The organism is Marinomonas sp. 5E14-1 (assembly GCF_039939215.1).
Taxonomy (GTDB): domain Bacteria; phylum Pseudomonadota; class Gammaproteobacteria; order Pseudomonadales; family Marinomonadaceae; genus Marinomonas.
Genome location: NZ_JBDXMW010000003.1, coordinates 158722 through 181272 on the forward strand (window position 1 = coordinate 158722; position 22551 = coordinate 181272).

At 42.1% G+C, this 22551-nt stretch carries 23 protein-coding genes; 10 read left to right on the top strand and 13 right to left on the bottom strand.

Annotation, left to right across the window (positions count from 1 at the left end; genetic code table 11):
- Positions 1-5: 5 nt before the first annotated feature.
- The 3 genes from pyrH to rpsB all read right to left on the bottom strand — a co-directional run bounded on the left by pyrH (position 6) and on the right by rpsB (position 2537).
- Positions 6-728, bottom strand: a complete 723-nt coding sequence (gene pyrH / locus ABFY09_RS03735; RefSeq protein WP_317003301.1) for a UMP kinase — start codon at positions 726-728, stop codon at positions 6-8.
- A gap of 129 nt (positions 729-857) precedes the next feature.
- Entirely contained in the window at positions 858-1718 is an 861-nt protein-coding gene (tsf, locus tag ABFY09_RS03740) for a translation elongation factor Ts (RefSeq protein WP_347982953.1), read from the bottom strand.
- Between the two features lie 84 nt (positions 1719-1802).
- On the bottom strand, positions 1803-2537 hold the full coding sequence (rpsB, locus tag ABFY09_RS03745; protein WP_347982954.1) for a 30S ribosomal protein S2: 735 nt from the start codon (positions 2535-2537) through the stop codon (positions 1803-1805).
- Between the two features lie 319 nt (positions 2538-2856).
- On the opposite strand from rpsB, the gene map reads away from it, so the two are divergent.
- The 5 genes from map to ABFY09_RS03770 all read left to right on the top strand — a co-directional run bounded on the left by map (position 2857) and on the right by ABFY09_RS03770 (position 9211).
- On the top strand, positions 2857-3714 hold the full coding sequence (gene map, locus ABFY09_RS03750) for a type I methionyl aminopeptidase (RefSeq protein ID WP_347982955.1): 858 nt from the start codon (positions 2857-2859) through the stop codon (positions 3712-3714).
- 82 nt (positions 3715-3796) lie between these two features.
- Entirely contained in the window at positions 3797-6490 is a 2694-nt protein-coding gene (gene glnD / locus ABFY09_RS03755; RefSeq protein WP_347982956.1) for a [protein-PII] uridylyltransferase, read from the top strand.
- A gap of 6 nt (positions 6491-6496) precedes the next feature.
- On the top strand, positions 6497-7693 hold the full coding sequence (dapC, locus tag ABFY09_RS03760; RefSeq protein WP_347982957.1) for a succinyldiaminopimelate transaminase: 1197 nt from the start codon (positions 6497-6499) through the stop codon (positions 7691-7693).
- Between the two features lie 32 nt (positions 7694-7725).
- Positions 7726-8763, top strand: a complete 1038-nt coding sequence (gene dapD / locus ABFY09_RS03765; RefSeq protein ID WP_347982958.1) for a 2,3,4,5-tetrahydropyridine-2,6-dicarboxylate N-succinyltransferase — start codon at positions 7726-7728, stop codon at positions 8761-8763.
- A gap of 103 nt (positions 8764-8866) precedes the next feature.
- Entirely contained in the window at positions 8867-9211 is a 345-nt protein-coding gene (locus ABFY09_RS03770) for an ArsC family reductase (protein WP_347982959.1), read from the top strand.
- Here ABFY09_RS03770 and ABFY09_RS03775 read toward each other — a convergent pair.
- Positions 9208-9405: a hypothetical protein gene (locus tag ABFY09_RS03775; RefSeq protein ID WP_347982960.1), complete on the bottom strand. Its 198-nt coding sequence runs from the start codon at positions 9403-9405 to the stop codon at positions 9208-9210. The genes ABFY09_RS03770 and ABFY09_RS03775 overlap by 4 nt on opposite strands.
- A 79-nt stretch (positions 9406-9484) precedes the next feature.
- Between ABFY09_RS03775 and dapE the strand changes: the two genes are divergently transcribed.
- The 4 genes from dapE (at position 9485) to panD (ending at position 11776) form a co-directional block, all read left to right on the top strand.
- Positions 9485-10630, top strand: a complete 1146-nt coding sequence (dapE, locus tag ABFY09_RS03780; protein ID WP_347982961.1) for a succinyl-diaminopimelate desuccinylase — start codon at positions 9485-9487, stop codon at positions 10628-10630.
- 12 nt (positions 10631-10642) lie between these two features.
- Positions 10643-10909 carry a hypothetical protein gene (locus tag ABFY09_RS03785; protein WP_347982962.1) on the top strand — a complete coding sequence of 89 codons (267 nt, stop codon included), beginning with the start codon at positions 10643-10645 and terminating at the stop codon, positions 10907-10909.
- 4 nt (positions 10910-10913) lie between these two features.
- Entirely contained in the window at positions 10914-11288 is a 375-nt protein-coding gene (locus ABFY09_RS03790; protein ID WP_347982963.1) for a hypothetical protein, read from the top strand.
- A gap of 107 nt (positions 11289-11395) precedes the next feature.
- The gene (panD, locus tag ABFY09_RS03795; RefSeq protein WP_347982964.1) at positions 11396-11776 is read left to right on the top strand and encodes an aspartate 1-decarboxylase; all 381 of its coding nucleotides are present in this window, start codon (positions 11396-11398) and stop codon (positions 11774-11776) included.
- Positions 11777-11854: 78 nt separating this feature from the next.
- Here the strand turns inward: panD and tpx are convergent, their stop codons facing one another.
- Together tpx and ABFY09_RS03805 are read right to left on the bottom strand one after the other, a co-directional pair.
- Positions 11855-12352, bottom strand: a complete 498-nt coding sequence (gene tpx, locus ABFY09_RS03800; protein ID WP_347982965.1) for a thiol peroxidase — start codon at positions 12350-12352, stop codon at positions 11855-11857.
- 42 nt (positions 12353-12394) lie between these two features.
- On the bottom strand, positions 12395-12865 hold the full coding sequence (locus ABFY09_RS03805; protein WP_347982966.1) for a cold shock domain-containing protein: 471 nt from the start codon (positions 12863-12865) through the stop codon (positions 12395-12397).
- Positions 12866-13144: 279 nt separating this feature from the next.
- On the opposite strand from ABFY09_RS03805, the gene ABFY09_RS03810 reads away from it, so the two are divergent.
- Positions 13145-13357 (top strand): SlyX family protein, encoded by a 213-nt coding sequence (locus ABFY09_RS03810; protein ID WP_317003289.1) that lies wholly within the window; start codon positions 13145-13147, stop codon positions 13355-13357.
- Positions 13358-13411: 54 nt separating this feature from the next.
- Here the strand turns inward: ABFY09_RS03810 and ABFY09_RS03815 are convergent, their stop codons facing one another.
- The 7 genes from ABFY09_RS03815 to relA all read right to left on the bottom strand — a co-directional run bounded on the left by ABFY09_RS03815 (position 13412) and on the right by relA (position 22542).
- The gene (locus ABFY09_RS03815; RefSeq protein WP_347982967.1) at positions 13412-14206 is read right to left on the bottom strand and encodes a class I SAM-dependent methyltransferase; all 795 of its coding nucleotides are present in this window, start codon (positions 14204-14206) and stop codon (positions 13412-13414) included.
- Positions 14207-14381: 175 nt separating this feature from the next.
- A complete protein-coding gene (locus ABFY09_RS03820; protein ID WP_347982968.1) occupies positions 14382-15182 on the bottom strand; it encodes an undecaprenyl-diphosphate phosphatase in 801 nt (266 codons plus the stop codon).
- 4 nt (positions 15183-15186) lie between these two features.
- Complete coding sequence (gene tsaB / locus ABFY09_RS03825; RefSeq protein ID WP_347982969.1) at positions 15187-15894, bottom strand: tRNA (adenosine(37)-N6)-threonylcarbamoyltransferase complex dimerization subunit type 1 TsaB; 708 nt, start codon at positions 15892-15894, stop codon at positions 15187-15189.
- A gap of 7 nt (positions 15895-15901) precedes the next feature.
- The gene (adk, locus tag ABFY09_RS03830; protein WP_347982970.1) at positions 15902-16558 is read right to left on the bottom strand and encodes an adenylate kinase; all 657 of its coding nucleotides are present in this window, start codon (positions 16556-16558) and stop codon (positions 15902-15904) included.
- A 220-nt stretch (positions 16559-16778) separates the two neighbouring features.
- A complete protein-coding gene (gene ppc / locus ABFY09_RS03835) occupies positions 16779-19406 on the bottom strand; it encodes a phosphoenolpyruvate carboxylase (protein ID WP_347982971.1) in 2628 nt (875 codons plus the stop codon).
- Between the two features lie 71 nt (positions 19407-19477).
- Entirely contained in the window at positions 19478-20296 is an 819-nt protein-coding gene (gene mazG / locus ABFY09_RS03840) for a nucleoside triphosphate pyrophosphohydrolase (RefSeq protein WP_347982972.1), read from the bottom strand.
- Positions 20293-22542 carry a GTP diphosphokinase gene (gene relA, locus ABFY09_RS03845; RefSeq protein WP_347982973.1) on the bottom strand — a complete coding sequence of 750 codons (2250 nt, stop codon included), beginning with the start codon at positions 22540-22542 and terminating at the stop codon, positions 20293-20295. The genes mazG and relA overlap by 4 nt, the downstream gene beginning before the upstream one ends.
- Positions 22543-22551 lie beyond the last annotated feature (9 nt).

Below are 22551 nucleotides of genomic sequence, written 5' to 3' on the forward strand. Positions count from 1 at the left end.
CTTCCTCACTTAATCAGTGTACCTTCACTACCACCAACCATGATATTCACCAAGGCACCTGGCTTGTTCATATTAAATACGCGTATCGGCATACCGTGGTCACGAGTTAAACAGAATGCTGTTAGATCCATGACTCCTAGCTGCTTCTCAATCACTTCGTCATAACCCAATGTATCATACTTAACAGCATCAGGATCTTTCATTGGATCAGCTGAATAAACGCCATCCACTTTCGTTGCCTTCAATACAACATCTGCATCAATCTCAATGCCGCGTAAACAAGCAGCAGAGTCAGTTGTAAAGAACGGATTCCCCGTACCAGCAGAGAAGATAAGAACATCACCTTCTTTCATTAATCGCATAGCACGACGTCGGTCATAAGGTTCAACAATACCTGTCATGGTAATAGCGGACATAACACGAGTAGCAATATTTGCTCGTTCCAATGCATCACGCATTGCCAAAGCATTCATTACCGTTGCTAGCATTCCCATGTGGTCGCCAGTTACGCGGTCCATTCCTGCTTCGCTCAACGCTTGGCCACGAAATAGGTTACCACCACCAATAACAATACCGACTTCAACACCAATACCACGTAATTGACCGATCTCTAGGGCGATACGATTCAACACTTTCGGGTCGATACCAAAGGACTCGTCACCCATTAAGGCTTCGCCACTCAGTTTAAGCAAAATTCGCTTATATTTTGGACTCTTTTCTTTTGACATACCAACCTCCGGCAATGGTTCATTTCCTTAATAACTTAGACCGATACAATCAACCCAAATCATTCTTACCTTTCATAAAAAGGGGCAGTCAAGCTGCCCCTTTTCTTTGCAAGACATCACAACTAAAGATTAGCCTTTAAGTTGAGCCGCCACTTCTGCAGCGAAATCCACTTCAGCAACTTCGATACCTTCACCCACTTCAAGGCGAATGAAAGAAGAAACTGTTGCGCCAGCGTCTTTTACAAGCTGACCCACTTTGATTTCTGGGTTCTTAACGAAAGGCTGTTCAACCAAGCTGTTCTCAGCCAAGAACTTCTTCATACGACCTACAATCATTTTATCAACGATTTCTGCAGGCTTACCAGCCATGTCTGGCTGAGCACGTACGATTTCTTCTTCTTTCGCCAAAACATCAGCAGGCATGTCTTCGCCACGTACAACACGAGGCGCAACAGCAGCAACATGCATAGATACGTCTTTAGCTAGTTCAACAGAACCACCTTCCAACTGAGTCAATACAGCGATTTGACCATTACCGTGTAGGTAACCACCAACTAAACCACCTTCAATGATAACTGCGCGGCGAGGTGTAATGTTTTCACCAATTTTTTGAACTAGAGCTTCACGAGCATCAAGCATTTCACCTGAGATCACTTTAGCCATATCGGTTTCTTTCGTTGCAAAAACAACGTCAGCAACTTTGTTCGCAAAAGAAACAAAACCTTCATCACGAGAAGCGAAGTCAGTTTCAGAGTTTACTTCCACAAGAACACCGTAAGAAGCATCATCAGCAACACGCATGATGATAGTACCTTCAGCTGCAGTACGGCCCGCTTTTTTAGCTGCCTTCATGCCACTTGATTTACGTAGTTCTTCAATTGCCACTTCGATGTCAGCGTTAGCAGCGACAAGTGCTTTTTTACACTCCATCATGCCTAGACCAGTACGATCACGTAGCTCTTTTACCAATGCTGCAGATACTGCGGCCATGTTAAATCCTCTTTTACTAATTCAAATTTAAAAAAGGAGGTAAGAAACCTCCCTTTAGAAACTAGAACAAACTAGAAAGTTTGCTTACGCTTCAGTAGCTTCGCTTACTTCAACGAATTCGTCAGCATTTCCAGCAGTCGTAGCACGACCTTCTAGAACTGCGTCAGCGAAAGCGCCAACGTATAACTGAACAGCACGAATCGCATCATCGTTAGCTGGAATGATGTAATCAACACCATCTGGATTACTGTTAGTATCAACGATACCGATAACAGGAATACCTAATTTGTTTGCTTCTTTAATAGCAATACGTTCGTGGTCAACATCAACTACGAACAATACATCTGGAAGGCCACCCATATCCTTGATACCACCCATAGAAAGCTCAAGTTTCTCAAGCTCACGAGTACGCATCAAAGCTTCTTTTTTAGTTAGCTTTTCGAATGTACCATCGGACATTTGAGTTTCAAGCTCACGAAGACGCTTGATAGATGCACGAATAGTTTTGTAGTTAGTCAACATACCACCCAACCAACGGTGGTTTACGTATGGCATACCAGAGCGAGCAGCTTGCTCTTTAATAGTTTTAGATGCAGCACGCTTAGTACCAACAAACAAAACCTTGTTTTTGTTCTCAGCCATTTTCTTAACAAGCTCAAGAGCTTCATTAAGTGCAGGAACAGTGTGCTCAAGGTTAATGATATGAATCTTGTTACGAGCACCAAAAATGAAAGGCTTCATTTTTGGGTTCCAATAACGAGTTTGGTGACCGAAGTGTGAACCAACCTGTAGAAGGTCGCGCATAGAAACTGTAGGCATTTTACTATCCTTTATATTTGGGTTATTTATGCTTACCAGCTAAAAGCATCAGTCAGATAAGGTTTAAGGCAACCTATGACACCCCAGACACTCTTATTTAATTGCGGCAAGATCGTTGATTTAATAAATTCACTTATCTCAAGAAAGACCCTGAGCAAGCGGGCGTTTTATACCATATCCGAGCCAAAACCAAAAGACTTGGTCGCTTTTTTTTACGCATAATTACGATGAGTTTTTTCAACGAGGGAGGCGATTCTACCGTACAACTCATGTAGAATATGCGGCAACTTATTAGAACCTATTTTAAGATACGTACATTATGAGCAACGAAACACTACTAAAGATCAAAGAACTCACTACAAATGGTCGCGTAGAAGTTCCTTCTTGGACTCCTCGCCCAGCATCTACACGCTTTACTGACATTAGCGATATTGAAGGCATGCGCACAGCAGGCAAGCTAGCCGCTGATGTATTGATCATGCTAGAAGAATTTGTTGTACCTGGCGCTACCACAGAGCAAGTCGACATCATTGCACACAATTACATTGTGCAGGAGCAAGGTGCTATTCCTGCTCCGCTCAACTATCACGGCTTCCCAAAATCTTGCTGCACGTCTGTTAACGATGTTATTTGTCATGGCATCCCAAATGATAAAGCATTGAAAAAAGGTGACGCAGTAAATATTGACATCACCATTATCAAAGATGGTTACTACGGCGACACAAGTAGAATGTTCTTTGCCGGCACGGCTCTTCCTCATGCGGAACGACTAGCTAAAGTAACGCAAGAATGTCTCTACCTTGCAATCGACCTTGTGAAACCTGGCACTCGTTTAGGTGACATCGGCGCAGCCATCTCTGCACATGCCCATAAACACCATTATTCAGTAGTTGAAGAATATTGCGGCCACGGCGTCGGAACCACATTCCATGGCGAACCTCAAGTGGCCCATTACGGCAAAGCTGGCACTGGCGCCATTCTAGAAGAAGGGATGACATTAACCATTGAACCTATGATTAATGCTGGCAAGAAACAAGTAAAACACACAGGCCCTGACAACTGGATTGCAAAAACCAAAGACGGTCGCTTATCCGCTCAATATGAACATACTTTATTGGTAACAGCTGACGGCGTTGAAGTACTCACTCGTCGCCCAGAGGAGAAACGCTTTTCATAAAAAAGCGTTTCTCAGCACCCAAGCAAAAATTTGACTGGTTATATTATTTAAATACATTTAATTGATTCTTCGAGGCTCCTGTATGGATTTCCCTGCTTTTCCAGACGCTCCACCACTCCTCACCCAGGAAGAAAAACAAGAACTGGCTCAACCTAATTGCTCCATCGTTCGCTACAAAGCCATTATTGAAGAAAAAACCAGTGTTTATAATGACCTTTTTCACTCTCTTTATCCGATCGAAAAACTGGTCAAAGGCTTGTCATCTTTTTTCGATGAAATATTACAAGCCGCTTGGACAGCAAAGGGATTAAACAACGAAAACCACGTTAGCCTAGTTGCCGTTGGCGGCTACGGTCGAAGCGAACTACATCCAAAGTCAGACATTGACCTTCTCATCCTAATCGAGAATGAAACATCTGCCCCTAAAGACAAACTCGAAAACTTTATTACTTTCTTATGGGACATCAATTTAGACATCGGACACAGTGTTCGAACCATTGATGAATGTACTACCCTCGCAGAGCAAGACATTACTATCATTACCAACTTGATAGAATCTCGTACTTTGACTGGACCATCTAACCTACTCACTCTGTTACAACAAAATATTGAAACAGACAAAATGTGGGATGGACATTCCTTTTACCAAGCCAAGCTTGCCGAACAAAAGCAGCGTCACGCAAAATATCAAAACACAGCCTACAACTTAGAACCCAACCTAAAAGAATGCCCAGGTGGACTTCGCGATATGCAGGTCATTGACTGGGTTGCTAAACGCCATTTACACACTCACAGACTTAGCGCCCTTATCGAAAAAGAATTCTTATCTGAAGATGAATACATACAATTAAAAGGTGCTGTTAGCCATCTATGGCGTGTGCGCTGGGCTTTACACATTGTGGCAGGACGCAAAGAAGATCGCCTTCTTTTTGATCATCAGCGCACACTAGCTCAGCTGCTTGGCTTTGATGACGACGACTTAAAACGCAACGTAGAACGCTTCATGCAGGGCTATTATCAAAGCGTTGCCGCCATTCAACAGTTAAACGACTTGTTACTGCAACACTTCGAAGAGTCTTTTCTGGCTAACGATGAAGTCAACACAGTAGAAATACTCAACGACCATTTTCAAATAGCAAACGGACAACTTGAAGCTCGCTCAGAGACATTATTTCAAGACAATCCGTCCTGCATGCTGGAAATCTACGTTTTATTTGGTACCCACGAAAACATCAAAGGCATTCGCTCAAATACCATGCGACAACTTCGAGACAATCTAGAACTTGTTGATGAAAGCTTCCGAAGTGACAAAAAGAATAACAGCTTGTTCTTGGACATTATTGCAAGTCGCTACCGCTTAAGTAGTATTTTAAGGTCCATGAAACACCTAGGACTTTTAGGGCGCTACCTTCCAGAATTCGGCGCTATTATTGGACAGATGCAACACGATCTATTCCATATTTATACAGTCGATGCTCACACATTACAGCTAGTCGAAAACTTACGTCGTTTATGGCTACCAGAATACAAACAAAAATTCCCTATTTCATCGCAAGCCATTCGCCATATTTCCAAAGTCGAACTGATCTATATCGCAGGCTTGTATCATGACATCGCCAAAGGTCGAGGAGGAGATCACTCGGAACTAGGTTGTGTCGATGCCCAAGCCTTTTGCGAGCAACACAGCCTATCCAAGCGAGATACGGAACTGGTGGTTTGGTTAGTCCGAAACCACTTGTTTATGTCTGTTACAGCACAACGTAAAGACATATCTGACCCTGAAGTTATTTGGGAGTTTGCCAACTACGTTAAAGACCAAGAACATCTAGATTATTTGTTTATCTTAACCGTAGCGGACATCAATGCCACTAACCCAACCATGTGGAATAGCTGGCGCGCCTCGCTTATGCGCCAGCTTTATTTGGAAACAAAACGCGCTTTACGCCGCGGACTTGACTCCCCTATTGATGCTGAAATGATCAGCGATGAACACAAACAACGCGCATTAGAAATCATGATTGAGCGCAATCTAGACATCATCGAAGCTGAGAATATTTGGAACACAATAGAAGACGAATACTTTATTCGCTCCAATGGGGATGAAATTGCTTGGAATACAGAAGCCATTTTGAAACACCAGCCAAGTGATAAACCACTCATTGCCATTACACCTCTGGGCGGACGTAACTTCTCTGGCGCAAGCAAAATTTTCATCTACACGCTCATTAGCAAACATTTATTTGCTGTGACGGCCGCGACTTTTGAGCAACTTGGATTAACTATCCTAGACGCAAAAATAAGCCAAACCAGCAATAATTATACGCTAGATAGCTTTGTTGTTATGGACAGCACCGAAAACGGCACAGATCTACATCTCGACAGAGATAAGATCAACCTCATTCGAAACACCTTGATGGAACAACTGGAAACACCGTCTTTGTACGAAAGCGTGGTACAACGACACACACCAAGAATCCTAAAAATATTCAACTCTCCTGCAACAGCGCATTTTGTGAGCCAACCAGAAGAGGTTTGGTCTGCATTGGAAATCACTGCGCCGGACCGTCCAGGTTTACTTGCGCTAATTGGTCAGTTCTTTATGAACAACAACATCATGCTACACAAGGCCAAAATCGCAACATTAGGTGAGCGAGTAGAAGATACCTTTTATATCACAGAAGAAAATGGCAACCTCATTACAGATAACGATCGTATGAACGACATTTGTACATTATTAAAAGAGAAAATAGACCGTTTCTCAAAAGCGATGGATTAAAGACATATGAACTCTCTTATACATTCTTTGCACCCGTATCCGTTTCAAAAGCTTGCAGAGCTATTGGAAGGAGTCACACCAAATCCAGATAAAAAGCTGATTAAATTAACCATTGGCGAACCACAACATGAAGCACCTCAAGTTGTCTTAGATACGTTAGCCAAAAGCCTGAATGGCGTCAGTAAATACCCTGGAACAAAGGGTGAACTGTCATTACGCAGTGCGATTAGCGAATGGGCCAAACGTCGTTTCTCTCTTGAGAGCCTAGATCCTGAAACAGAAATACTCCCAGTATCCGGTACTCGAGAAGCGCTTTTTGCAATCACTCAAACACTTGTTGGTGAAAAAGATCAGCCTTTGGTTATTAGCCCAAACCCTTTCTATCAAATCTACGAAGGGGCTGGCATTCTTTCAGGTGCAAAACTTCATTTTCTTCCTTGCAGCTCAGACACCAACTACAAAGTCGATTACCAGCAAGTCAGCGATGATATCTGGAAGCGCTGTGAAGTGCTTTTTGTTTGTTCACCAAACAATCCAAGCGGCACAGTTACAACGCTTGAGGAATACGCCTTCCTAATCGAAAAAGCAAAGACCTTTAACTTTACGATTGTCGCAGATGAATGCTATTCCGAGATTTATTTTGGAGATCAGGCTCCATTAGGGTTACTCGAAGCATGCACAATGCTTGACAATACAGATTATAAACACTGCCTGATTTTTCAATCTCTTTCTAAACGCTCTAACCTACCAGGTTTACGCTCTGGCTTTGTTGCAGGCGATGCCAGCTTATTAAAGCCGTTTTTGCTATACCGCACTTATCAGGGCTGCGCTATGCCGGTTCACCATCAAGAAGCTTCCATTGCCGCTTGGAATGATGAAGTTCATGTCGCGAAGAACCGCGAGATCTACACCCGCAAGTTTGATTCTGTACTCGAAATACTGTCTCCTTTTATGGCCGCCACCAAACCGGAAGCAGGCTTTTACTTATGGCCAAAAGTAGGCATAACAGACGAAAAGTTTTGCACTGCTCTATACAAAGAAGAAGCAGTATTAGTGTTACCTGGAAGCTATTTAGGCAGGGATGTAAACGGCGAAAATCCTGGTAGCCAACATATTCGAATGGCACTTGTTGCAGAAGAATCTGAGTGCGTTGAGGCAGCTGAGAGAATCAAAGCTTTCCTTACTCGCAACAACCTTAAATAATTTTTAGTTACAACACTCAGCTGGAGAACTACATGAGTAATTCAATTTTCGCATTCGGTCTAGGTATCGGAGCACAAAACAAAGAAGGCAACTGGTTAGAGGTTTTCTATTCAGCACCAACACTTGGCGCGGAAAAAAGCACACTAGATGCTATTCTAGAAAGCACAAACTATGAAGGTGGCAACAGTACACTTGTTCTAGATGAAAGCGACCTAAACCGCCTACACATGAATCTTCTTAAAGCTGGCAACATTGAACAAGCTGAACTGGCTTCTCGCTTAAAAGCCTCTACTCAGCCTGTTGTTTTGTGTGTTCTAGCCACCGACGAAGCACCACAAAATCCAGCTGAAGTATATTTGAAGCTGCAATTGATTTCACATCGTCAAGTACAACCTCACAACACAGTTTTAGATGGCATGTTCGGCCTACTAATTAACACGGCATGGACAAGCGAAGGCCCAATTGATGTTCGCGAATTGGCAGACCGTCAATTAAGCGCTCGCATGGAAGGTTGCACTATCGAAGTTTACAGCGTAGATAAATTCCCCAAAATGCTGAACTTTGTCGTACCAACTGGCATTCGCGTTGGCGATGCAGCGCGCATCCGTTTAGGCGCTCATTTGGGCGAAGGCACAACAGTTATGCATGAAGGTTTCGTAAACTTCAATGCTGGAACATTAGGCACAAGCATGGTTGAAGGCCGTATTTCTGCTGGCGTTGTTGTTGGAGACGGTTCGGATCTAGGTGGCGGCTGCTCAACAATGGGAACATTGTCTGGTGGCGGCAACATTGTCATTGGAGTGGGTGAAAAGTGCCTAATTGGTGCTAACGCAGGTATCGGTATTGGTCTTGGTGATCGCTGTACTGTTGAATCTGGCCTGTACATCACAGCCGGCTCCAAAGTCGCAGTATTAGATGAAAACAACCAAGTTGTTTCTACTGTCAAAGCACGCGACCTTTCTGGGCAATCTGACCTTCTTTTCCGTCGCAACTCAGAAACAGGCGCGATCGAGTGCAAAACAAATAAAACAGCCATTGCCTTAAATGAAGCGCTTCACGCAAATAACTAAGCAATACAAGCTACGAATAAAAAGTGCCTGGCTTTTTCAAGTCAGGCATTTTTCTAACTTATTCATTCATCAGTTATAACTAAACCTATGTAGAGAGAGAAATATGATTGATATTTACGGTATTAAAAACTGCGACACTATGAAAAAAGCGTTTCGCTGGTTAGAAGAACATAAGATTGAATACCGCTTTCATGACTATAAAAAAGAAGCCTTAGAAGCCGGAACAGCAAAAGCTTGGATGGATGAGTTAGGCTGGGAAAATGTTATTAATAAACGTGGAACCACTTGGCGCAAATTAGATGAAGAGACGAAAAGCGCAATGAATAACGAGCTGGCTATAGACACAATAATCAACCAGCCCTCAATGATAAAACGCCCTCTTATTATAGCGAATGGCGAAATCTATTTAGGCTTTAATTCAGACGAGTATTCTCAGAAATTGCTTTAACGTAATACTGGCGTATAAATTCGAGGAGTTGTTTTAGTTGGTACAGTCGGTATCACTGTCGGTGTATAACCTGCAGAAGATACATCTGAACGAATCACTGGTACAAAAAAGGATTCTTGAACGACAACAGGCTTATCTATAAGAGCGCATCCAACATTAAGCAAACCCAAAAAAACAACAACACCTAACTTCATAATTCCACCTTTATATGAATCTCCTGTTATAGTAGCAGGTTCTTCCATAAGGTAGCGAAAACCAACACAAAGGTAAAGAATGTCTAACTTGTCACCCACACTAAAACTCGCCATAGATCTTATCTCTCGCCCTTCTGTAACGCCAGAAGATGCTGGTTGCCAAGATCTAATGATCAGCCGATTAAAAAATATTGGGTTTGAGGTTGAATACATGCCATTTGGTGATGTGAAAAACTTCTACGCAAAACGTGGCACCACTGGTCCAAATTTATGTTTTGCTGGACATACGGATGTTGTTCCAACAGGCCCTGAAAACGAATGGAAAGTACCTCCCTTCTCACCAGAGATTGTTGATGGCATGCTATTTGGACGTGGCGCGGCGGACATGAAAGGCAGTTTGGCAGCCATGGTGACAGCTGTAGAAGCCTTCATCCATGAGCATCCAGATCACCAAGGTCAAATTTCATTCCTTATTACCAGTGATGAAGAAGGCCCTTTTGTTGATGGCACTACTCGTGTTGTCGATACCTTAATGGAACGCGATGAGAAAATAGATTGGTGTATTGTTGGTGAACCTTCTAGCACAAAGACGCTAGGGGACATTATTAAAAATGGTCGCCGTGGTTCATTTAGCGGCGATTTAACTGTTTATGGAAAACAAGGTCATGTTGCTTATCCTCACCTAGCTGAAAATCCAATTCATTTGGCCGCACCAGCACTAGCTGAAATGTCGAGCACGCATTGGGATGACGGTAACGAATTCTTTCCGCCAACCAGCTTCCAGGTCTCCAACATACAAGCCGGAACTGGTGCAACGAACGTGGTTCCAGGGACATTAAACGCCCAATTCAACTTCCGCTTTTCTTCTGAGCTCAGCTTTGATGCATTAAAAGTACGCGTGCTAGAAATTCTGGACAAACATAATTTACGTTACGACATTGAATGGACCTACAATGGCTTGCCATTCTTAACTCGTCCAGGAAATCTAGTTGATGCTATCGTAGAAGCAGTTCAATCCACAGTTGATATTACTCCCGAACTTTCTACGTCTGGAGGTACATCTGATGGTAGATTCATTGCGAAAATGGGCACTCAAGTAGTCGAGCTTGGCCCTATCAATGCAACGATCCACCAGATAAATGAGTGCGTAGACGCTGAAAGCCTAAACAACTTATCGCTCATTTATACTCGTATTCTGAAAAACCTATTTGTGCAAAACACATAAACCAAGATTAGAATGAAAAGCACTCTGCATAAACGGATAATGAAACTCGGAGAAAATCCTAAGCTTGCCTTGATCAAAATGATTCAAGGCGGACTTATGTTTGTATTCGGCGTGCTCATTTTAATGATTGCAGATCGGATTTTACAGCCATCTATTAGCCAAGAAATCATCGCATTATTAGGGCTAATGATTGCAAGCGTTGGCTTAATATGGACGCTCGTAGGCTATTTATCTATGAGCGTGCTTAGGATTTATTACATGATTAAAAAGAAGGATTAACAGGATGCAAACAGATATTGAAATCTATACATTATCCTGCCCAACAGAAAAAATCATAACCTGGCTTGAAGACACTTTCACACTTGTGAAAACAAGTACACCATCGACATTATGCACAAAGGTGTCTGTTTCATCGAATGATAACATCATCGACATTACTATTTTGGAACAAGCCGCAGGTAAGCGCTTTACTTCCATCTGGTTTGATTCAGATAAAACACCGTGGGAAAATGATATATGCTGCGCTAGAGATGCATTTCAAGCTCTCGATTGTGAAATCCGTTGTAACTTTCAAGGATGGGAAGAAGATGGAGATCAAGACCCAGATCAGTGGTGGCGAATAGGCCCACATGGAGAAGGCCCTTTTATCTGGGAATAAAGGTACGAAGTCATAGAAAACTCGTAATCAAAGCATCAATCACAAACTCAGATTGATATTTTCATGACTTAATAATAACAAGCAAACGTAATATAGAGACTTAACACATGCAAATTACACTCCTTAAAGGCAAGCTTCACATGGCCAGCGTTTCCCAAGCAGAGCTTTGGTACGACGGTTCATGCGCCATTGATAAAGACCTTGTAGAACTTGCAGGCTTTAGAGAGTTTGAAAAAATCGACATCTACAATGTTGATAATGGTGAGCGTTTTCACACTTATGTTATTTTGGCAGAAGCGGGCTCTGGCACTATTTCAATGAATGGTGCGGCAGCAAGAAAAGTCCAAGTAGGTGACCGAGTCATTATTGCAGCGTATGGACAAATAGAAGAAGCCGAAGCTGGCAACTTTAAACCTAAGTTGGTGTATTTAAACAAAGACAACAATGTTGAAAGAACCACCAATACTATTCCCGTACAGAAAGACTAAACTCAATTACCAATACATAAAAACAAAAAGGCCAGCCTCTACATCTTAGAAGCTGGCCTTTATTTTCTCTTTATACTTTTATGCTAATACAGCTAAAGCAGCATCGTAATTTGGCTCATCTGCTGTTTCTGCAACCTGCTCAGTATGAATAACGATACCGGTTTCATCAAGAACAACAACCGCACGAGACAAAAGACCAAGTAGCGGCCCAGTAGAAAAACTTAGTCCGTAATCTTCACCGAATGTTGAGCGGAAGCTAGAACCTGTATCAACATTGTCTATCCCTTCAGCACCACAAAAGCGCGCTGCCGCAAAAGGTAAATCTGCTGAAATACAAAGAACATTAACGCCCTTTAGTGCGACAGCCGATTCATTAAATTTACGAACAGATGTTGCGCATGTAGGAGTATCGATAGAAGGAAAAATATTTAATACTAATTTCGCACCTTTATAATCTGCTAGCGTTGCAACAGACAAATCAGTTTTAACTAACTCAAACGCTGGCGCAGCTGAACCTACAGCAGGAAGTGAACCTGCTGTTTCAAATGGATTGCCTTTAAGTGTAACAGTAGCCATACATAGTCTCTTAAATATATTAAGCAATAAAGCGGTAATTCATTAACCGCGGATAATAGAAACGTTTTCTGCTTGTTTACCTTTTTCACCTTCTGTGACATAAAAGCGAACCAGCTGACCTTCAACAAGAAAGCGGCGACCACGGCCACGAATAGCACGGTAATGAACAAAAACATCATCACCATTTTCCATTGTTAAAAAGCCAAAACCTTTAGAAGAGTTAAACCACTTAACCGTTCCTTGTTCACGATCATCATCTTCGTCTTCTTCAGACTCAGAATCACCACCAGCAATGCGAACTTGGCTTACCATAGCACCGACATAAACAGACACTAAAACAAAACCAAAGTAGACTAGAAAGTTGGTTCCCATTTCTTCTTTCAAAACCCCAGCAATAAGCAATGGGACAATCAAAGCAATAACGAGACTAACGACAAATGCGCGCAACGAAAAAAAACCGGAATTAGCAGAAGAACCTTTACCATGCGAAACATTATCATAATGATCATTCATAACAGTATATCTCTTATCAAATTAAATATTATTGTGAAAGGAGCCCTTTAGAGGCTCCGTATTAGTACAAAAATGTAAAAATAAACATATTTACTAAACTCTTCCTGAAATTGCATGTGAAGCTAAAGAAGATAGTAGTAAAATCTTTATTCACTTTAATACGAGCAATTTTCACGCCATCTCTCTACTAAAATGGTCTCAATTAGAGCAAACAGCAAGCGCAGAACAGCTTATAAAATACGAATTTAGGAAACTAAGGTTAACACACAGAAGGTAGCCATGAACACCTCACAAATCAACCAAAGAATAGACGAATTAGAATTTAAAATTCAATTCCAAGAAGACACAATTGACAGTTTAAACCAGGCATTAATTACACAACAAAAAGATATAATTTTAATGAAAGAAAAACTCATTATGATGGGAAAACAATTAGAATCTTATCGCCAACAACAAAGTATTCATGAAGGCGAAAGACCACCCCATTATTAACAGTATATTTTTACTAAGACTAAAGTGCTTTTAGGCTATATAAACCTTTATAGCCTAAGGCAATAAACCCAAAGACTTCAATGCATATACGTCAAAGCGTCCAGATTTACCTTCAAGTAGATATGTTGGTTCAGTATTATTTAAAAATGGAGCACCTTTAGGGCGTTTAACCACTACTCTGTATTCTGCTAGCTGCATCGCGAAGGGTAAAAGCTCGTCTGCATCCGTATCTTGACCAACCAAATCACGAAAAAAAGCCATTTCTTTTTTGGCTGCCGCCGAAGATTTTTCCATGTGCGGATACATAGGATCAAGATAAACAACATCAAATGACTGATTTTCAATGCCTCGAATATCCGTATCTAGTAATACCATTCTCTCTATTATCTCAGCCACTTGATGATGAAAAGAGCCGCGGTATAAGCCATCTTGCAGCATAGCTCGGACAAAGCCCACTCGTTCACACAATGAAACAGTGCAGCCTAGACAAGCCAACACAAAAGCATCTCTTCCCAAGCCTGCCGTGGCGTCCAATACAGACAAGTTGGAAGCTTTATTCAAACCCACTGCTTTTGCTATATCTTGTCCTTTTCCTCCACCGAACCGTCTTCTATGATCAACAGCACCGGAGGTAAAATCGACAAGTACTGGTTTAGGTGCCCCTTTGCCCGTTTTCGCAATAGAGATACCTTCTTCGGTTTTCAACAATAAATATTCATAGTTAGAGACAGATTTAATATGCTCTTTAAGAGAGTAAAAAGGCAGCTTTAGTCTTTTAGCCAATAATTTGACGTCTGCTTCTAAACAAGCATCGGTTGTCGCTACCGCAATGGAATCCAACAAAAGCACTTCTCTCCAAGGTAATCAAAAATCAAAAATAAAAAATGAATAAGAAACTTATTTATACGATGCAATATAAAATATATTGATAAAAGAAAAGCCTCTAGTGTGTAGAGGCTTTTCTTTTAAATCTGAGCATCTAACCTAACCCTTTCAAGCATCTAAAATCTACTTTTGCGTTATTTCAAAAATACACTAAGGCCAGAAGCATCGAACCTAATATTAGTCGATATATAAAAAATGGAAAAAAGCCAACTTTGTTAAGCCATTTTAAGAAAAGATAAATACACAAGTAAGCACTGATCGCAGACAAAATCACACCAGAGCTAATACTCACCCATTCAACTTCCGCCCCCAACGACAATAACTCAAGCAACTTCATACTTCCGGCCGCGAGAATCAAAGGTATCGATAATAGAAAAGAAAAACGTGCCGAGCATTCTCGACTAAAGCCAAGAAAGCGAGCGGCTGTCATAGTGATACCGGAACGAGACGTACCTGGAATCAGAGCCAATGCTTGAGCCAAACCTATGTATATTACACTCTTAAGGCAAAAGTCATGCTCTACTTTATTACTTGAGCCATAACTGTCAGAAAGCCATAGAAGAGCACCAAATCCAATCGTGGTATAACCAATGACTTCAACTGAGCGTAAATGCTGACTAATAAAATCACCGAATATCAATCCAGCCAAACAAGCAGGTATTGTTGCAAGAACAACCCACCAAGCCAAACGACTATCCAATGTAGATGTCCCGCTCTTAATAGACAAACACCATGCAATCGTAATTTGCACTAGGTCTTTCCGAAAGTACGCAACAATCGCAATAAGAGTTCCAACATGCACAGCCACATCAAAAGCCAGACCTTGGTCTTGCCAGTTCAGTAACTGGGCTGGAAGAATCAAATGAGCAGAACTTGAGATAGGCAAAAACTCAGTAAGACCCTGAATTAATGATAAAAAGACAATTTGATACCACAACATAAAGCTATCGTTTCCCGATACGAGGCGCCTGCTTTTCCCAAGTGATTTCATCCCTTAGGTAGGTTGGAATAGCGTCATAAGAAGACACTGTTTCACCGTTTTGGAAGGCCATCATCCCAAGTTCAGCAATACAAGCTGCACGAGGCGAAAAGTCTGTCAGTATATGCTCTGGAGCTTTAGGCAATCGCTTACTTAAAGTCTCCTCATAACACCAACCAGACCCCACACCATTAAATTCCATTTCAAACTCTGACAACAAATCAGGCTTTACTACCTGTTCGTTAACTCGAGTTTCTAATTGATACTGCCCATCCGTTTTATTAACGAAATAACCACCTAAATAAATTTCACCCATTCGAGCATCCAGAGCAGCAAGCCAATGGTTTTGACCTGTTTTCTGGAAAGCTTCTAACGATAAAGCCGCAAGGGTAGAGACAGGTATGGCAGGTAAATCCGCACCAAAAGCGAGCCCTTGCACCACTCCGGCACTTATTCGAAGTCCAGTGAATGATCCTGGACCACGACCAAAAGCAATGCCATCCAGATCAGACAAAGACATTCCAGCTTGGGAAAGAATCTGATCCACCATAGGTAAGATCAAATCATTATGAAGGCGAGGTGCCATGCGAAAATCTTCTAACACAACACCATCAATATTCAACGCCACAGAACAAGCTGGCGTTGACGTATCTAATGCTAAAATCGCCGTCATTGAATGGTTAAGCCTTTAAAGAGGTTAGCAAACTTTGTTTGATCTCATTTAAATCACCCACACCGTTTACTTTCACAAATTTAGGTGCTGTTGCACTGTCTGCTTTTAGCCAGTCTTGATAGTAACCAATCAATGGTGCCGTTTGGTCATGATAAACACCTAGGCGCTTACGAACCGTTTCTTCAGTGTCATCAACACGTTGAACAAGTTCATCTCCTGTTACATCATCTTTGCCTTCTACTTTAGGTGGATTGTAGATGACATGATAAGTACGTCCAGATGCTTCATGAACTCGACGACCACTCATACGTTTTACAATTTCTTCATCTGCAACATCAATCTCAACAACGTAATCGATACTTACGCCTGCTTCTTTCAACGCATCGGCTTGCGGAATTGTGCGAGGAAAGCCATCAAATAAGGCACCTTTTGCACAGTCATCTTGAGTCAAGCGCTCTTTTACCAAACCAATAATAATATCATCGGAAACAAGTTGACCTGCATCCATAACTGCTTTGGCTTTCAAGCCCATTTCGCTTCCTGCTTTTACCGCTGCACGCAACATATCTCCTGTAGAGATTTGCGGAATACCAAACTCTTCTGTAATGAATTGAGCTTGAGTACCTTTACCAGCGCCTGGCGCACCTAATAATATTACTCGCATAAAAAGTCTCCAAAGACAGCATAAACTGATTTGCAACTATGATTGATTCGTCACTTTAAAGCTAAAAAAGCGTCAAAGTGACGTGCTCAAGCCAATAATTGCATACTAAAAATTGAATGGCCGACAAGCATACCCAAGCAGCCCTTCAATATGCAAATTTACGCGTCGTTTTTTATTGTTTTATTACTCATATTGAGTGTTTCTCGAACAAATATAACCTTTAACCCGTGTTTTGCATTCCACTGGCAATACCTGCCATAGTAATCATTAGAGCCTTGTTTACCTCAGCGTTGTTGTCATCTTTGCGGCTGCGATACAAAAGCTCTGCTTGCAAATAATGCAGCGGATCAATGTAAGGGTTTCGTACATCAATAGATTGACGAATGGTTTTGTTATCTTCGATCAGTCTTTCTTGCTTCTTCAGCATTTTCACAAGCTCACTAACCTGCTTCAGTTTGCCTCGCAATAAACGACCTAAACCTTGTAACTCTTCATTCACCAAACGCTTCTCATAGTACTCAGCTATTTCAGGCTCAGCTTTCGCTAGAACCATATCTAACATGTCCAAATACGCACCAAAGAAAGGCCATTTCTGATGCATCTCACGCAGTTTCTCTAAGTTGCCAGATTCAACCACTTGTTGAATAGCGCTTTCAGCCCCCAACCAAGCAGGTAGCATCAATCGAATCTGCATCCATGCGAAAATCCAAGGAATCGCACGTAGACTCTCCACACCGCCATCGGAACGACGACGAGCAGGGCGTGAACCTAAAGGAAGCTTAGCCAATTCTTGTTCTGGTGTTGTTGCTCTGAAATATGGAACAAAATCTTCATGGCCGCGAATAATAGAACGATATTGGTTCATCCCCACTTCCGCCATTTCATCCATAATCGCACGCCACTCATCTTTTGGTGGCTCAGCTGGAATCAAAGACGCTTCCATTACTGCAGAGCAATACAGCTCTAAAGAACGTACAGCGATATCAGGAATACCGAATTTGAAACGAATCATTTCACCTTGTTCAGTCACGCGAATCGCACCATTAACAGAACCTGGAGGTTGGGACAGAATCGCCACATGTGCTGGGCCACCGCCACGACCAACGGTACCACCGCGACCATGGAACAAGGTCAAATGGACATCATGCTTTTTGCAAAGCTTAGTCAACGCTTCTTGTGCTCTGTACTGTCCCCACGTCGCCGCAATCTGGCCTGCATCTTTTGCTGAGTCTGAATAGCCAATCATAACTTCTTGATGACCGTTAATATAAGACTTGTACCAAGGGATCGAGAACAGCTGCTCAATAGTTGGCTCTGCATTGTCTAAATCCGCCAAAGTCTCAAACAAAGGCACAATCCGCATCGGGAAAGTCACACCCGACTCTTTCAGCATTAGCGCAACGGCCAACACATCAGACGGTGAACTCGCCATAGAAATAACATAGGAACCAAAGGAATTTTGCTGACCTTGGGCAATCATCTTGAAAGTATCAAGAACCTCTTTCACCTCATCTGTCGTAGCCCAATCCATCGGCAACAATGGGCGCTTAGAATTTAACTCTGTTAACAGAAAAGCTTGGCGTGATGCTTCATCCCATTCAGCATAGTCGCCAAGCCCATAAAAACGAGTGATCGCAGATAAAGCGTCAATATGTCGTCCAGCGTCTTGACGAACATCAAGTCGAACCAAAGTAGCGCCAAAAGTCGCTGCGCAACGAATCAAATCTAACAATGAGCCGTTAGCAATCACCTTCATGCCACAATCTAAAAGAGACTGATAACATAGAGTCAAATCATCAACCACTTCCTGAATATCAAGGAAAACATCGTCATCAGTAACAGGCTGCCCATCTAAACACGCTTTCGCCCAGTTTTTGGTTGCTATCATCTTGTTTTCTAGATAGCGAATCACTTCACGATATGGCTGAGTACTGTCGCCCACTCGTGCACGCAATGCATCGCTGCACTGAGTCATGGAAAATTCAGCACGCAATACCGCTAAGTCTTTAATGTAAAGATCCGCAGCCATCCAACGCGCCAACAAAGCCACTTCTCTCGTCACTTTATGGGTCACATTTGGGTTACCGTCTCTGTCGCCCCCCATCCAAGTAGCAAAATGAATAGGCGCTAAATCAAGGGGTAAATTGTTTTTTGAGACCGCACTAAATTGTTCGTCAAGCTGCCTAAAGAAGCGTGGCACCGCTTGCCACAAAGACTGCTCAATAACGGCAAAACCCCATTTCGCTTCATCTACTGGAGTTGGTCGTTCTTCACGGATTTCATCTGTGTGCCAAGCTTGAGTAATGATTTCTTTAAGGCGTCGAATATGCTTCGTTTCTTCTAAAGGTAAGATATTATCTTTGTCTAATGCTTCCAATTCGCTTGAAATATTATCGTATTTACGGATCAAGGAACGGCGCACAACTTCAGTAGGGTGTGCCGTTAAAACCAATTCAATGGATTGAGATTTTAACGATTCGAGCATTTGCTCTGGTGTGAAGTTTTTATCAGAAAGTCGTTTGAGCAGGTCGCCTATTGGGTTCTGATAAACTCCTAAACTTTCATTGGTTCTACGGCGGTGAACACGATGGTATTGTTCAGCAATATTGGATAAGTTTAAGAATTGGTTAAACGCCCTAGCAACAGGCACAATTTCTTCATCATCTAATGCTTCTAACGCTCCAATTAGGGCTGCGGAGTCACCTGATTGACGGCCATCTTTAGACAGCATTCGAATGTTTTCTACTTTTTTCAGAAAGTCATCACCCAGGTGATTGCTCATGCTCTCGCCAAGACAATCTCCTAGCAACCTAACATTCTCACGTAATGACGCTTGTCGATCACTCACTTCACCCTCCTAAACAGTACTGATAGTGCCTGTAATTAAAGTATTTCCTGTACATAGTACGATAAGCAAGTCTATAAACCTTCTCTTTTCGCTTGCTCCCAATAACGGTCTAATTCTTCTAAAGAAAATTCCGTTAAATTTTTATTCTGTGCGGACACAATGTCTTCTATTCTGCTAAAACGGCGGCGGAATTTAACATTCGTTTTATTTAATGCTACATCGGGTGAAACATTAAGGTGTCGTGCTAAGTTACTGACAGCAAACAACACATCACCCATTTCTTCTTCCGTATGTGATTTATCATTTTCTCGGATGGCCTCTTCTAACTCATCCAATTCTTCGCGAATTTTCTCAAAAACAGGCGTTATATTGGGCCAATCAAAACCAAAGCCAGCCACTTTCTTCTGTATTTTTACCGCTTGCATTAAGGCTGGCATGGAAGCCGGAATATCATCTAATATTGAATTTGGAACGTCTTTGTTTGGTGATTGCTGCTTTTCTCGAACTTTAATTTGTTGCCATTGCTGTGCAATTTCGTGCTCTGTTAATGTTGTTTTTTCACCAAAGCGCGACATATCACCATCAGGAAAAATATGAGGGTGACGTCTTACCATTTTTTGAGTAATCCCATCCGCAATATCATCGAAGGTAAATCGTCCCTCCTCATTACCTATTTGCCCATAAAAAATTACTTGAAATAATAGGTCACCTAATTCTTCTTTGAGGTGGTCAAAGTCTTCTCTTTCTATAGCGTCTAACACCTCATACGCTTCTTCTAATGTATAAGGTGCCAGACTTTTGTAGTTCTGCTTTTTATCCCAATCACAACCAAATTCAGGATCTCTAAGACAAACCATCAAATGCTGAAGTCGTGCAAGTGCGTCGCTCAAAAATCCCTCTCCCTAAACACATCCAATACGTTAGGTAATTGATTAATACGGTGCAACAAGCGGCTTAAAGCACTCAGCTCACTTACTTCGATAGTGAATCGAATTTGGGCTGTATGGCTCTCTTTTGTTGATAGTGTATTCATCGAAAGCAAGTTAACTTTCTCATTCGCCAATAAGCTTGTGATGTCATTCAACAAACCCGTTCTATCATAAGCTTCCACCTGAATATTAACAGGGTACTGGTTACCTAGTTCTTCGCCCCAACTCACATTAACAATACGTTCTGGCTCATCCAAACCAAGCTGAACGATATTGATACAGTCTTGACGATGCACAGAAGCGCCTCGCCCTTGGGTAATGTATCCGATCACATCGTCACCAGGTATTGGTGTACAACATTTTGCCATGTGAGTCAGTAACTTACCGACACCTAGAATGTGTATATCATTATCTGAAGATTTATGAAGGCTTTTCTTCAATCGAATCGGGCGAACTGGCGCAACATCACCATCAATGCCATAGAGTTCATCAATTGCTCTAAGCACGCGAGCCAATTGAATATCACCAGCCCCCAAAGAAACAAACACATCGCTAGCACTTGAGAAGCTAAAACGAGAAGCAATTTTTTGGAAATCAATGCGACTGTCGTCTATTCCAAGTCGTTTCAGTTGCTTGTCTAGCAACAACTTACCTGCTTCTAGATTTTTCTCTCTGTCTTCTTTTCTAAACCAGTTTTGAATATTGGCTCTGGCACGGCTTGTTTGAACATAACCTAAAGTTGGATGTAACCAATCTCGACTTGGCCCACCTTCTTTAGTGGTTAAAATTTCAACCTTGTCGCCTGTTTTAAGATGGGTAACTAAGGTAATGATTTTGCCGTTCACCTTGGCGCCACGACAACGATGACCAATCTCAGTATGAACTCGATATGCAAAATCCACTGGCGTCGAATTAACAGGCAAGTCAACCACATGGCCATCTGGAGTAAATACATAGATACGATCTTGCTCAATGTCGCTGCGAACCTGCTCAGATAAAGACTCTAAATCGTTCTGAACTTCATGGAAGTCCAAGATGGTTCTTAGCCACTGCAGCTTCTCTTCATAGCTGCTGCTATTGGAGCTTAAATCCGTCCCTTTATATTTCCAATGAGCACACACACCAAGTTCGGCGTCTTCATGCATTTTGTGGGTACGAATTTGAATTTCTAACGCTCGACCTTGAGGACCAACAACAGCAGTGTGTAACGACTGGTAACCATTAGTCTTTGGATTACTAATGTAGTCGTCAAATTCTTGTGGAATAGGACGCCATAAGTTATGAACGACCCCTAAAACCCCATAACATTGCATTGGTTCATCGACCAAAATACGCACAGCCCGCACATCATAAACTTCATCGAAGCCAATATTCTTACGCTTCATTTTGCGCCAAATACTGTAAATATGCTTTGCTCTCCCCATTAGGTCCGCATGGATATTAATGCCTTTTAAACGCTCATCTAACATATTAATCACGTCATCTATGTATTGCTGACGGTCTAAGCGTTTCTCATCTAGCCAAGAGGCAATGCGTTTGTAATCAGAAGGGTACAGGTAACGAAAAGAAAGGTCTTCAAGCTCCCATTTAATATGACCAATTCCCAAACGATGAGCCAAAGGTGCATAAACACTCTGAACTTCTAAAGCAACGGCAACTCGGCGTTCTTCATCTTGATGCTTTGCCTCTTTGATTGCACAGGCACGCTCTGCCAATTTGATGAGCACAACACGCACATCATCAATAATCGACACAAGCATTTTACGTAAAGATTCTAATTGGTTTTCACTACTACCGAGGACTTCTGCAGCGGTATCTGCAGTAAGGTTTTTAGACACTTCCCCCATGCGTATAACGCCTTCAACAAGAGAAGCCACCTTACGACCAAACATTTCTGTAACTCGAGTCAAAGGAAGCTGGTCTTCTCGAACGGCACGATATAAAGCGGCAGCGACTAAGGAGTCTTGATCAGCACGAAAACCAGAGAGGATTTCAACCATCTCAAGCCCCGCGCGAAAAGTGCTTGCCTGTGGCCCCCAATATGAAGGTCGAGAGGCTTGTGACTCAGCTTGACGAGCTAACTCACAAGCCATGCGTAACGGCACTCGTGTACTGTCGTCAATTAAATGGGAAAAGTGCCCCATCCAAGCATCAATATCTACATTACCATCATCTAAAACAGGGTGATCTTTTCTTACCGTAACCATGTATCCGCC

What these genes read in the sequence shown, in the direction of transcription:
- dapD (WP_347982958.1), top strand. Translation starts at nt 7,726, where the DNA reads ATGAGTAATTCAATTTTCGCATTCGGTCTAGGTATCGGAGCACAAAAC.
- dapE (WP_347982961.1), top strand. Translation starts at nt 9,485, where the DNA reads ATGTCTAACTTGTCACCCACACTAAAACTCGCCATAGATCTTATCTCT.
- tpx (WP_347982965.1), bottom strand. Translation starts at nt 12,352, where the DNA reads ATGGCTACTGTTACACTTAAAGGCAATCCATTTGAAACAGCAGGTTCA.
- ABFY09_RS03770 (WP_347982959.1), top strand. Translation starts at nt 8,867, where the DNA reads ATGATTGATATTTACGGTATTAAAAACTGCGACACTATGAAAAAAGCG.
- relA (WP_347982973.1), bottom strand. Translation starts at nt 22,542, where the DNA reads ATGGTTACGGTAAGAAAAGATCACCCTGTTTTAGATGATGGTAATGTA.
- tsf (WP_347982953.1), bottom strand. Translation starts at nt 1,718, where the DNA reads ATGGCCGCAGTATCTGCAGCATTGGTAAAAGAGCTACGTGATCGTACT.
- ABFY09_RS03805 (WP_347982966.1), bottom strand. Translation starts at nt 12,865, where the DNA reads ATGAATGATCATTATGATAATGTTTCGCATGGTAAAGGTTCTTCTGCT.
- ABFY09_RS03810 (WP_317003289.1), top strand. Translation starts at nt 13,145, where the DNA reads ATGAACACCTCACAAATCAACCAAAGAATAGACGAATTAGAATTTAAA.
- adk (WP_347982970.1), bottom strand. Translation starts at nt 16,558, where the DNA reads ATGCGAGTAATATTATTAGGTGCGCCAGGCGCTGGTAAAGGTACTCAA.
- ABFY09_RS03775 (WP_347982960.1), bottom strand. Translation starts at nt 9,405, where the DNA reads ATGAAGTTAGGTGTTGTTGTTTTTTTGGGTTTGCTTAATGTTGGATGC.
- pyrH (WP_317003301.1), bottom strand. Translation starts at nt 728, where the DNA reads ATGTCAAAAGAAAAGAGTCCAAAATATAAGCGAATTTTGCTTAAACTG.
- rpsB (WP_347982954.1), bottom strand. Translation starts at nt 2,537, where the DNA reads ATGCCTACAGTTTCTATGCGCGACCTTCTACAGGTTGGTTCACACTTC.
- tsaB (WP_347982969.1), bottom strand. Translation starts at nt 15,894, where the DNA reads ATGACGGCGATTTTAGCATTAGATACGTCAACGCCAGCTTGTTCTGTG.
- ABFY09_RS03820 (WP_347982968.1), bottom strand. Translation starts at nt 15,182, where the DNA reads ATGTTGTGGTATCAAATTGTCTTTTTATCATTAATTCAGGGTCTTACT.
- glnD (WP_347982956.1), top strand. Translation starts at nt 3,797, where the DNA reads ATGGATTTCCCTGCTTTTCCAGACGCTCCACCACTCCTCACCCAGGAA.
- panD (WP_347982964.1), top strand. Translation starts at nt 11,396, where the DNA reads ATGCAAATTACACTCCTTAAAGGCAAGCTTCACATGGCCAGCGTTTCC.
- map (WP_347982955.1), top strand. Translation starts at nt 2,857, where the DNA reads ATGAGCAACGAAACACTACTAAAGATCAAAGAACTCACTACAAATGGT.
- ABFY09_RS03790 (WP_347982963.1), top strand. Translation starts at nt 10,914, where the DNA reads ATGCAAACAGATATTGAAATCTATACATTATCCTGCCCAACAGAAAAA.
- ABFY09_RS03785 (WP_347982962.1), top strand. Translation starts at nt 10,643, where the DNA reads ATGAAAAGCACTCTGCATAAACGGATAATGAAACTCGGAGAAAATCCT.
- dapC (WP_347982957.1), top strand. Translation starts at nt 6,497, where the DNA reads ATGAACTCTCTTATACATTCTTTGCACCCGTATCCGTTTCAAAAGCTT.